Source organism: Micromonospora sp. NPDC049175, assembly GCF_043197345.1.
GTDB lineage: Bacteria > Actinomycetota > Actinomycetes > Mycobacteriales > Micromonosporaceae > Micromonospora.
This window is the reverse complement of record NZ_JBICSY010000005.1, coordinates 97575-108840: the sequence shown is the minus strand read 5'-3', so window position 1 is coordinate 108840 and position 11266 is coordinate 97575. Positions and strand designations below refer to the sequence as shown.

Sequence of the window (11266 nt, the reverse complement as noted above, 5' to 3'; positions counted from 1 at the left end):
AACGCACCCGCAAGCTCCGCGAACAGAACGCCCGCGACGCCAAGACCACGACCACCACCAAGAAGAACGCGGACACCGACAAGGGCGCCAAGAAGACGGGTGGCAAGGGCGGGAAGAAGAGCGGCGGGAAGTAGGGGCGGGACGGTAATAGGCGGTCAGGGGCAGCCCATGGTCGTACTCAGCGAGGCAGCACCTCGACCGGTCACGACCACCACCCAGGACGTCCGAGTGGCTGGCCGGCGAGCATCACCGCTGGAAGAGGAACACCTGCACGTTGTCGTTGACGCACGACACCTGGGCGATCGCTGTACCCACGGTCCGGCTACCGCCGATCGTGCCGATGCACCTGTTCGGTGCGGTCGTGGCGTGCAGCCGGTAACCCTGACCCGCGCTGCTCTGCACCGGTTCGAGGACGAATCGTTGATCCGGGCGGTTGCAGTAGTAGCGTGGGGCCACCAGTTGCCCGTCAACCGTCGACGGTTCGCCGTTCGGGTCGGGGTCGACCTGCAGGCAACCACCGTCCCCGGACGGGTCCGCCCAGTAGATCTGGTACGTGTTCGAGCCGACCTTCCGCAGCTCGCTGGTGGCAGGCTCGGCCTGGGCGCAGGGAACGAGCGTCGCCACCTCCGGGCGGGCGTTTCCCGGCTCCGGGCCCACGCCCACGCAGTACGACTGCCCGACGGTGGCTGCCGGCATCATGCGGTACTGCCCCGCGGCGGGGAGTGTGGTGGTGGTGGCGGCCTTCGTCGGCGCCACCTGGGGCGCACTCGACCTGGACGCACTCGCCTTGGGCGCACTCTGCGCGGGGCTCGGGACCGCCGGTGCGGCGCTGGCCGGTGCCAGGCTGGGGCTCGGGTCGGAGGTCCGCGCCCCGCCGGCCGCCGGTGGCAACGGCACGTCGACGTCGACGCTGGCTGTCGGCTCGGCGAGCACCGCCGGGGGGTCGTCCCCAGCGTCGGGATCGCGGAGGGTCCGGACGACCAGGCCACCGGCCACCACGATCAGCAACAGCACCAGCGCACCGAGGAGTACGCGTGTCGGCCGGCCGAACCGGAAGGCCAGCGGCGGTACGAAGTCCCGCGGTCGAAGTGGCGCGGCGGGAGCATCCGCGCCCGGGGCCCGTTTGCGGTGCAACCCCGCCCAGGCACTGCCGTGCCGGTCCTTCACGGCCGTGGCCAGCGGCCCGTCGGCGTAGAGAAGGGGACGAGCCGGCTGGTTCACCGTCGCCTCGCCGGCCTCGGGCCGCACGCCCTCGGGGCCGGGCCGCACGCCCTCGGGGCCGGGTTCGCGGCTGAGGCCGGACTCGTCACCCGGCTCGCGGGTGCCCTCGACGACCGGACTCGGCCCGGTCGCAACCGACGTGTGCGGCCCACCGCTGCCCGCCGTGCCGAGGGCGGGCTGGTCGCCACCGGCCACCGAGTCGCCGGTGGAATCAGGATCGTCGTCGGTCTCGGCCGCCAGCGGCGTCGGGCCGTCGAGCCCCCAGCCGGGTTCCGATGCCAGCTCGGCCGGCAGGGGTGGTGCCGCGTCGAGCAGCCCCCACGGCGGGCGGACCCTCGGCTCGTCGACGAACGAGTCGGCTTCGACCATGCCCGGGTCGGCGGCGACGGCGACGGCGACCGGCTCGGGCTGACCGGCGGTGGCCGCGGCCAGCGCCCTGCGCGCGGCGAGCCAGCGGTCCACCGTGTCCGGATCACCCCCGCAGGCGCGGACGAACGCCGCGACAAGCGTCTCCCTCGGCAGGTTGGCCCGGCCCAGGGCGGTGTTCAGGGTGCTGTGTGGGAGCACGTCACCGGCATCCCGCGCCCTCTTCGACACCTGCCGAATGGTCAGCCCGGACCACTGCCGTAGCGCGCGCATCTGGGCCACGAACTCGGCAGCCGAACCGGCGGTCGCCGGGTCAGGTGCTGAGCCGTCGTTGTACTGCTCGTTCGCCATCGACCGTTCGTCCCCCGCGTCTCAGCCAGCGCGCTCACAGCCATGCGGGACCGATTCAAGCCGATCGTTCGGCGTGACGCCACCTCGTGCGGAGCAAACCCGAACAACTCCCACAACCAGGGCGACGCCCCGACACCGGGCGGAACGACGAGCAGAAAAAGTCAGTCTTGACTGTTTGTTTTTCAGGCCGCAGGCTGTACCGGTGTCCACCGCATCGACGCGCGTCCCTCAACAGGAGCGCAGCCGCGCCACCCAGGCCCGCCTGCTGGAGGCGACCGTCGACTGCCTGATCGAGCACGGCTGGTCCGGCACCACGACCACTGTCGTCGCCGCGCGGGCCGGTGTCTCGCGCGGCGCCCAACTCCACCATTACCCGACGAAGGCGGCGCTGGTGACGGCCGCCGTGGCCCATCTCGCCGAGCGACGGGCCGTCGAGTTGCGCACCGAGGCCGAGGCGTTGCCGGCCGGCCCGCAGCGGCTGGACCGGGTGATCGACCTGCTCGGGGTGGCGTTCACCGGGCCGCTGTTCGTGGCCGCTCTCGAACTCTGGGTCGCCGCCCGCACCGACCAGGAACTCCGCGACGCCCTGGTGCCACTGGAGGCGACCGTCGGCCGGGAGATGCACCGCCTCACCGTGGCACTCCTCGGTGTCGACGAGCGCCGACCCGGCGTCCGCGAGGCGGTCCAGGCCACGCTCGACCTGCTCCGCGGGCTCGGAGTGGCCAACCTGCTCAGCGACGACTCGGCCCGCCGCGCTGCCCTGCTGAGCACCTGGAAGCGCCAACTCGCCACCCTGCTCACACCCTGACCACTGGCCGCGCCGGCCACGACCGACCGGAGGCACCCCATGGTCGACCACGCCGACCTGCTCACGGACCTGGCCGCCGAGTCCGCCCACCTGGACAGCCTGGTGGCGCCCCTACCGGCGGCCGACTGGGCCCGACCGACCCCCGCGCCGGGTTGGAGCATCGGGCACCAGATCGCCCACCTCGCCTGGACCGACCACGTGTCGTTGCTGGCGGCCACCGATACCGAGGCGTTCTTCGCGGCGGTGACCGCCGCGCCGGACCCGACCCGGATGGTCGACGACGGCGCGGAGGAGTTCCTGGCCCCGCCGGCGGAGCTGCTCGCCCGTTGGCGGGCCGGTCGGGCGGCGCTCGCCGACGCGTTGACCGCCGTTCCGGCCGGCGAGAAACTGCAGTGGTTCGGCACCCGGATGTCGGCCACCTCGATGGCGACCGCCCGGATCATGGAGACCTGGGCGCACGGCGAGGACGTGGCCGACACGCTCGGCGTCGTCCGACCCGCCAGCGACCGGCTCCGGCACGTCGCGCACCTCGGTGTGCGTACCCTCGGGCACGGTTTCGCCGCCCACGGCCGGGACATCCCGACGACGCCGGTCCGGGTCGAGCTGGTCGGGCCCGGCGGCGCTATCTGGGCCTGGGGTCCGACGGACGCCGCCGACCGGCTGAGCGGACCCGCCCTGGACTTCTGCCTGCTCGTCACCCAGCGCCGACACCGCGCGGACCTCGCCCTTGTCGCCACCGGACCGGTCGCCGACGAGTGGCTCGACGTGGCGCAGGCGTTTGCCGGGCCGCCGGGCGACGGCCGGAAGCCGGCCAGCGGGATCGGAACGCCGGCATGATCCGGATCGGAAACGCCTCCGGCTTCTACGGCGACCGGTTCAGCGCCTGGCAGGAGATGCTCGACGGCGGCGAGCTGGACGTGCTGACCGGTGACTACCTGGCCGAGCTGACCATGCTGATCCTCGCCCGGGATCGGCTGCGCGACCCCGACCTGGGCTACGCGAAGACGTTCCTGCGTCAACTCGAGACGTGCCTCGGCACCGCCCTGGAACGGGGGGTGCGGATCGTGACGAACGCGGGCGGGTTGAACCCGGCCGGCCTGGCCGCCGCCATCACCGCACTCGCCGCCCGGCTGGGCCTGCCGGCCCGGGTCGGGTACGTCGAGGGCGACGCCGTCCAGCGGCCGGACGCGTTGAGCGCGAACGCCTACCTCGGCGCGTTCGGCATCGCGGCCTGCCTCGACGGCGGTGCGGACGTGGTGGTCACCGGCCGGGTCACCGACGCGTCGCTTGTCGTCGGCCCGGCAATCGCGCGGTACGGCTGGGGCCGCGACGACCTGGACGAGCTGGCCGGGGCGACGGTCGCGGGGCACCTCGTCGAGTGCGGCGCGCAGGTCACCGGTGGCAACTTCAGCTTCTTCACCGAACTGCCCGACGGCGGGCACCGGCCCGGGTTTCCGATCGCCGAGGTGCACGCCGACGGCTCGACCGTGCTCACCAAACACGCGGGCACCGGCGGCGCGGTCACCGTGGAGACGGTCACCGCACAGCTGCTCTACGAGATCGGTGGGCCCGCGTACCTGGGGCCGGACGTGGTGACCCGGCTAGACACGGTGACGGTGCACCAGGACGGGCCGGATCGGGTCCGGGTCTCCGGTGTCCGGGGTACGCCGCCGCCGAGAACGCTCAAGGTGGGCGTCAACAACCTCGGCGGCTTCCGCAACTCGATGACGTTCGTTCTCTGCGGGCTCGACATCGAGGCGAAGGCAACGCTGGTCCGGGGGCAGGTCGAGGAGGCGGTGGGGAAGGACGGGCTGGAGTTCACGCTGGCCCGTACCGACCACGCGGACGCCGCCGACACCGAGACCGCGAGCGCCCTGCTGCACGTACACCTGCGGGACGGCGACCGGGCGCGGGCCGGACGGGCCTTCTCGGCCGCCGCGGTGGAGCTGGCGCTGGCCTCGTACCCGGGCTGCACACTGACCACCCTGCCGGGTGACGCGACACCGTACGGCGTCTTCACCGCCGACGCGGTGCCGCAGGACGCGGTGGCGCACGTCGCGGTGCTGCCCGGTGGTGAGCGGGTGCCGATCGCCCCGCCGATCCGCACCGCCCCGCTCCCCGCCGACGAGACGGCCCCCGGCGGCGGCGCGGCCGTGGGCGGCCCGACGCGGCGCGGAGCGCTCGGCGAGGTGGTCGGCGCACGCTCCGGGGACAAGGGTGGGGATGCCAACCTCGGTGTCTGGGCACGGACCGAGACCGGGTACGCGTGGCTGCGCGCCTGGTTGACAGTCGAGCGGCTGGCCGTGCTGTTGCCGGAGACCGCGCCGCTGTCGGTGCGGCGCTACGAGCTGCCCAACCTACGTGCGGTCAACTTCGTGATCGAGGGCCTGCTCGGGGCCGGGGTGGCCGCGTCCACCCGGTTCGACCCGCAGGCCAAGGCGCTCGGTGAGCTGCTGCGCGCCCGGATCGTCGACCTGCCGGCCGAGGTGACGCCGTGAGCGCGAGGAGCGCGCGGTCGGCACCGGAGGCGCTCGCGTGAGCATCGTGGACACGCCGGAGCGGCGGCAACTGCGCGAGCTGACCCGGGCCTTCGTGACCCGGGAGGTGCTGCCGCACCTGGACGACTGGGAGCGGGCCGGCGAGGTGCCCCGGGCGCTGCACGCGTGCGCCGCGAAGCTCGGCCTGCTCGGCATCGGCTTCCCGGAGTCGGTCGGTGGCAGCGGCGGCGACCTGCTCGACTCGATCATCGTGACCGAGGAGCTGATCCGCTCCGGCGGCTCGTCCGGCCTGGTGGCGGCCTTGTTCACGCACGGCATCGCGTTGCCGCACATGGTGGCGGCGGCCGGAGCGCACTCCGGTGGCTCGCTGGGCGGCCGGCTCGGTGGGACCGCGTCCCCGGGCGACGACAGCCTGGTCGAGCGCTACATCCGGCCCACCCTGGACGGCACGATGATCGGCGCGCTGGCCATCACCGAGCCGGACACTGGTTCGGACGTGGCGGGCATCCGCACGACCGCCCTGCGGGACGGCGACCACTACGTGGTGAACGGGTCGAAGACGTACATCACGAGCGGGCACCGGGCGGACTTCGTCACCACGGCGGTGTGTACCGGCTTTTCCGGCAGCGGCGAACTCACCCTGCTGGTCATCGACAAGGGGTTGCCCGGCTTCAACGTGGGACGCCGGCTGGAGAAGTTGGGCTGGCACTGCTCGGACACCGCCGAGCTGTCGTTCGTCGACGTGCGGGTCCCGGTCGCCAACCGGATCGGCGCCGAGAACACCGGCTTCCTGGCGATCATGCAGCACTTCGCCACCGAGCGGCTCTCGTTGGCGACCCAGGCGTACGCGACCGCGCAGCGCTGCGTCGAGCTGGCGACGCGCTGGTGCCGGGACCGGGAGACCTTCGGGCGTCCGCTGGCCAGCCGGCAGGTGATCCGGCACCGGTTGGCCGAGATGCACACGAGGGCCGAGGCGGCCCGGTCGTACGTGCACGAGGTGGCCGCCCGGGTGGCCGCGGGTGAGCCGGTGGTGACCGAGGTGGCGATGGCGAAGAACGTGGCGGTGGCCGCCTGCGACCAGGTCGTCGACCAGGCGTTGCAGTTGCACGGCGGCTTCGGTTACCTGCGCGACGCCGAGGTGGAGCGGCACTACCGCGATGCCCGGATCCTCGGCATCGGCGGCGGCACCACCGAGATCATGAACGAGATCATCGCGAAGGGCATGGGCCTATGAGCATCCTGGACAGCGCGGTCGACCCGGCCGCGCCCGGGTACGCGGCGAACCGGTCCGCACTGTTGGAGCGGCTGGCCGAGTTGGACGCCGCGCTGGACCAGGCGCGGGCGGGCGGCGGCGAGAAGTACGTGTCCCGGCACCACGGCCGCGGCAAGCTGCTCCCCCGGGAGCGGATCGAGCTGCTGGTGGACGCGGACAGCCCGTTCCTGGAGCTGTCGCCTGTCGCCGCGTACGGCACGGACTTCCCGGTCGGGGCCAGCGTGGTCACCGGCATCGGGGTGGTCGAGGGTGTGGAGTGCCTGATCGTCGCCAACGACCCGACGGTACGCGGTGGCGCGGTCAACCCGTGGTCCCTCGCCAAGACCCGGCGGGCCGGTGAGATCGCCCTGGCCAACCGGCTGCCGATGATCAATCTGGTCGAGTCGGCCGGGGCGGACCTGCCCACCCAGGCGGAGATCTTCATCCCGGGCGGTCGGGTGTTCCGGGACCTGACCCGACTCTCGGCGGCGGGCATCCCCACGGTGAGCGTGGTCTTCGGCAACGCCACGGCCGGTGGCGCGTACGTGCCGGGGATGTCCGACCACGTGATCATGATCCGGGACCGGTCGCAGGTCTACCTGGCCGGGCCACCGCTGGTGAAGATGGCGACCGGCGAGGTGACCGACGACGAGTCGCTGGGCGGGGCGACGATGCACGCCGCCACGTCCGGGCTCGCCGACTACCTGGCCGCCGACGAGTCCGACGGCATCCGGCTGGCCCGGCAGTGCGTACGCCGGCTGAACTGGCGCAAGCACGGCCCGTCGCCGCGTACGGCGGCGCCGCAGCCGCCGAAGTACGACCCGGAGGAGCTGCTCGGCATCACGAGCGCCGACCTGAAGGTGCCGTTCGATCCCCGTGAGGTGTTGGCGCGGATCCTGGACGGCAGCGACTTCGACGAGTTCAAGCCGGCGTACGGGGACGCGCTTGTCACCGGCTGGGGCGAACTGCACGGATATCCGGTGGGCGTGCTGGCCAACGCCCGGGGTGTGCTGTTCAGCGCGGAGGCGCAGAAGGCCGCCCAGTTCATCCAGCTCGCGAACGCGTCCGACACACCGTTGATCTTCCTACAGAACACGACCGGTTACATGGTCGGCACCGAGTACGAGCAGCGCGGCATCATCAAGCACGGCGCCCTGATGATCAACGCGGTGTCGAACTCGACGGTGCCGCACCTGACGGTGAACCTGGGCGCCTCGTACGGGGCCGGCAACTACGGGATGTGCGGTCGGGCGTACGAGCCGAGGTTCCTGTTCACCTGGCCGAACGCGAAGTCGGCGGTGATGGGCCCGGCACAGCTCGCCGGGGTGCTGTCCATCGTGGCCCGGCAGGCCGCCGCCGCCCGGGGACGCTCCTTCGACGAGGAGTCCGACACCGCGATGCGGATGATGGTCGAGCAACAGATCGAGTCGCAGTCCGGCGCGCTGTTCCTCTCCGGCCGGCTCTACGACGACGGGGTGATCGACCCTCGGGACACGCGTACCGTCCTCGGGCTCTGCCTCTCGGCGATCCACAACGGACCGATGGAGGGCGCCGACGGTTTCGGCGTCTTCCGGATGTGAGGGGTTGAGAACCGTGATCACTCGACTGCTGGTCGCCAACCGGGGCGAGATCGCCCGCCGGATCTTCGCCACCTGTCGCAAGCTCGGCATCACCACCATCGCGGTGTACTCCGACGCGGACGCCGACGCGCCCTTCGTCGCCGAGTCCGACCTGGCCGTACGCCTGCCCGGGAACACGCCCGCCGAGACGTACCTGGACATGGTGCAGATCCTGCGGGCGGCCCGCCGGTCCGGCGCGGACGCCGTGCACCCCGGCTACGGCTTCCTCGCCGAGAACGCCGAGTTCGCGACGCGGGTCGCCGACCACGCCGGGCTGACCTGGGTCGGCCCGCCGGCCAAGGTGATCGCCGCGATGGGCGACAAGCTGGCGGCGAAGGCGCTGCTCTCCGACGCGGGCGTGCCGATGCTGCCCACCTGGACCGACGCCGAGCAGGTTGCCGACTACCCCGTGCTGGTCAAGGCCGCCGCGGGGGGCGGCGGCCGGGGGATGCGCGTGGTCCGCGAGCCGGACGGGCTCGCCGAGGCCATCGCCTCCGCGCGCCGCGAGGCGGCCGCGGCGTTCGGCGACGGCACGGTCTTCGTCGAGCGGTACGTCGAGGGCGGCCGGCACGTCGAAGTACAGATCTTCGGCGACACCCACGGGACGATTGTGGCGCTCGGCGAGCGGGACTGCTCGATCCAGCGACGGCACCAGAAGATCGTCGAGGAGGCCCCGGCGGTCGTCGATCCGGGGTTGCGGGCCCGACTGCACGAGGCGGCGGTGGTGGCCGGCAGCGCCGTCGACTACGTCGGCGCGGGCACCGTGGAGTTCCTGCTCGCACCGAGCGGGGAGTTCTTCTTCCTGGAGATGAACACCCGTCTCCAGGTCGAGCACCCGGTCACCGAGGCGGTCACCGGGTTGGACCTGGTTCGGCTGCAACTGCTGGTCGCCGAGGGCGAGCCGCTGCCATTCGCGGTGGCCCCGCCGACCGACGGCCACGCGATCGAGGTACGCCTGTGCGCCGAGGACCCGGCCCAGAACTTCCGCCCGGCCACCGGCACCCTGCACCGGTTCGCGGTCCCCGGGCTGTCCGGCGAGTTCACGCCGACGAAGGGCCTGCGCCTGGATTCCGGCGTGCTGGACGGCTCGACCGTGAGCGTGCACTACGACTCGATGCTGGCCAAGCTGATCGCGTGGGCGCCGACCCGCGCCGAGGCGGCCCGGGCGTTGGCCGGCGCGCTCGCGCGGGCCGAACTGCACGGCGTGGCCACCAACCGGGATCTGCTGGTGCGGGTGCTGCGCAGCCCGGAGTTCGGCGCGTTGGCAGTCGACACCGGCTTCCTCGACCGGCACGCGGAGGTGTTCGCCCCGCTGCTGTCCGCGGATCTGTTGCCGGTGATGGCGCTGGCCGCCGCGCTGGCCTCGGCCGCCGCACGTCGGGCGACCGCCCCGGTGCTCGCCGGGCTCCCCTCGGGTTGGCGCAACGTGCCCGCGTTCCCACAGGTGTCTCGGTACACCGATCGGGCCGGGCGAGAGATCGAGGTCCGCTACCGGTTGGACCGGGACGGCCGCCTCGCCGAGTGGTCGACGGATCCGGCCGGCGAGATCCCGGCCCGACTGGAGGAGGCCACCCCGGACCGGGTGGTGCTCACCGTGTTGGAGAGCCGCTGGCGGGTGGGCGTACACCGGGTGGGGTCGGAGGTCTTCCTGGACGGCCCGGCGGGGGCGACGAGCCTGGTCGAGCTGCCGCGTCTCCCGCTGCCCACGGCGGAGGTGGCGGCCGGGTCGCTGCTCGCGCCGCTGCCCGGCGCGGTGACCCGGGTGCACGTCCAGGTCGGCCAGCGGGTCGCTGCCGGCGATCCACTGCTCACCCTGGAAGCGATGAAGCTGGAACATCAGGTGCTCGCCCCGACCGACGGCGTGGTCACCGAGTTGCCGGTGCCAGCCGGTGGTCAGGTGCGCACCGGTGCCGTGCTGGCCGTCATCGACGTCTGTTGAGGAGGACCCCCTGATGACCTTCGACCTCACCCCTGAGCAGGACCAGCTTCGCGACGCCGTGCGGGCGCTCGGCCGTCGCTACGGCCACGGCTACTTCGTCGAGAAGGCGAAGGCCGGCGAGCACACCACCGAACTGTGGGCCGACGCGGGACGGCTCGGCTACCTGGGGGTCAACATCCCCACCGAGTACGGCGGCGGTGGCGGCGGCATCACCGAGTTGGCCATCGTCTGCGAGGAGTTGGCCGCCGCGGGCTGCCCGCTGCTGCTGTTGGTGGTCTCCCCCGCGATCGCCGCCACCGTGCTCACCCGGCACGGCACCGAGGAGCAGCGCAAGCGGCACCTGCCCGGCCTCGCCGACGGCTCCCAGAAGATCGTCTTCGCGATCACCGAGCCGGAGGCCGGTTCCAACTTCCACCGGCTGGGCACCGTCGCCCGCCGCGACGGCGACGGGTGGCTGCTCAACGGACGCAAGTGCTACATCTCCGGGGTCGACGAGGCGGATCACGTCCTGGTGGTGGCGCGCGTCGCCGTCGAGGACGGCTCAGCCGGTTCAACCGACGCCTCTGCGCAGAAGCTGAAGCCGGCACTGTTCCTCGTGCCGACCGACGCGGCCGGGCTGACCCGTTCCAAACTGGACATGGAGATCGTGTCCCCGGAGAACCAGTTCCTGCTCTACCTGGACGACGTGCGGGTGCCCGCCGACGCGCTGCTCGGTGAGTCGCTGGACGCCGGGCTACCGGCGCTCTTCGCCGGGCTCAACCCGGAGCGGATCACGGTGGCCGCGATGGGTGCCGGCACCGGTCGGTACGCCATCGAGCGGGCCAGCGAGTACACCGCCACGCGCAAGGTCTGGGGTGGCCGGAGCATCGGCTCGCACCAGGGCGTGTCCCATCCGCTAGCGCACGCGGCCGTGCAGGTGGAGCTGGCCCGCCTCATGATCCAGAAAGCCGCCACCCTGTACGACGCCGGCCGCGACCTGGAGGCCGGGGTGGCCGGCAACATGGCCAAGTACGCGGCCGGGGAGGCGGCCGCGCTCGCCGTCGACACCGCCGTGCAGGTGCTCGGCGGGGCCGGCATGACCACCGAGTACGGGGTGGCGACCCTGCTCGGTGCGGTACGGGCCGGCCGGATCGCCCCGGTCAGTCGGGAGATGATCCTCAACTTCGTGGCCCAACACGTCCTCGGCCAGGACAAGTCCTACTGAGCCCGACC

At 72.7% G+C, this 11266-nt stretch carries 8 protein-coding genes; 7 read left to right on the top strand and 1 reads right to left on the bottom strand.

Features of this window, described 5'->3' with window-relative positions; genetic code table 11:
• Window positions 1–246: 246 nt before the first annotated feature.
• A complete protein-coding gene (locus tag ACGFH8_RS20750; RefSeq protein WP_393369359.1) occupies window positions 247–1938 on the bottom strand; it encodes a helix-turn-helix domain-containing protein in 1692 nt (563 codons plus the stop codon).
• A gap of 202 nt (window positions 1939–2140) precedes the next feature.
• On the opposite strand from ACGFH8_RS20750, the gene ACGFH8_RS20745 reads away from it, so the two are divergent.
• From ACGFH8_RS20745 to ACGFH8_RS20715, 7 genes are read left to right on the top strand one after another with little or no spacing between them, the layout of a single operon-like run.
• A complete protein-coding gene (locus tag ACGFH8_RS20745; RefSeq protein ID WP_393369356.1) occupies window positions 2141–2746 on the top strand; it encodes a TetR/AcrR family transcriptional regulator in 606 nt (201 codons plus the stop codon).
• Between the two features lie 39 nt (window positions 2747–2785).
• Window positions 2786–3583 (top strand): TIGR03084 family metal-binding protein, encoded by a 798-nt coding sequence (locus ACGFH8_RS20740; protein WP_393369354.1) that lies wholly within the window; start codon window positions 2786–2788, stop codon window positions 3581–3583.
• Window positions 3580–5244 (top strand): acyclic terpene utilization AtuA family protein, encoded by a 1665-nt coding sequence (locus ACGFH8_RS20735; protein ID WP_393369351.1) that lies wholly within the window; start codon window positions 3580–3582, stop codon window positions 5242–5244. Before ACGFH8_RS20740 ends, ACGFH8_RS20735 begins: the two co-directional genes overlap by 4 nt.
• 37 nt (window positions 5245–5281) lie before the next feature.
• Window positions 5282–6478 (top strand): acyl-CoA dehydrogenase family protein, encoded by a 1197-nt coding sequence (locus ACGFH8_RS20730; RefSeq protein WP_393369348.1) that lies wholly within the window; start codon window positions 5282–5284, stop codon window positions 6476–6478.
• Window positions 6475–8076: an acyl-CoA carboxylase subunit beta gene (locus ACGFH8_RS20725; protein WP_393369345.1), complete on the top strand. Its 1602-nt coding sequence runs from the start codon at window positions 6475–6477 to the stop codon at window positions 8074–8076. The genes ACGFH8_RS20730 and ACGFH8_RS20725 overlap by 4 nt, the downstream gene beginning before the upstream one ends.
• Before the next feature lie 13 nt (window positions 8077–8089).
• Window positions 8090–10054 (top strand): biotin carboxylase N-terminal domain-containing protein, encoded by a 1965-nt coding sequence (locus ACGFH8_RS20720; RefSeq protein WP_393369342.1) that lies wholly within the window; start codon window positions 8090–8092, stop codon window positions 10052–10054.
• Window positions 10055–10067: 13 nt separating this feature from the next.
• Window positions 10068–11258 (top strand): acyl-CoA dehydrogenase family protein, encoded by a 1191-nt coding sequence (locus ACGFH8_RS20715; protein ID WP_393369339.1) that lies wholly within the window; start codon window positions 10068–10070, stop codon window positions 11256–11258.
• Window positions 11259–11266 lie beyond the last annotated feature (8 nt).

What these genes read in the sequence shown, in the direction of transcription:
- ACGFH8_RS20750 (WP_393369359.1), bottom strand. Translation starts at nt 1,938, where the DNA reads ATGGCGAACGAGCAGTACAACGACGGCTCAGCACCTGACCCGGCGACC.
- ACGFH8_RS20740 (WP_393369354.1), top strand. Translation starts at nt 2,786, where the DNA reads ATGGTCGACCACGCCGACCTGCTCACGGACCTGGCCGCCGAGTCCGCC.
- ACGFH8_RS20735 (WP_393369351.1), top strand. Translation starts at nt 3,580, where the DNA reads ATGATCCGGATCGGAAACGCCTCCGGCTTCTACGGCGACCGGTTCAGC.
- ACGFH8_RS20725 (WP_393369345.1), top strand. Translation starts at nt 6,475, where the DNA reads ATGAGCATCCTGGACAGCGCGGTCGACCCGGCCGCGCCCGGGTACGCG.
- ACGFH8_RS20715 (WP_393369339.1), top strand. Translation starts at nt 10,068, where the DNA reads ATGACCTTCGACCTCACCCCTGAGCAGGACCAGCTTCGCGACGCCGTG.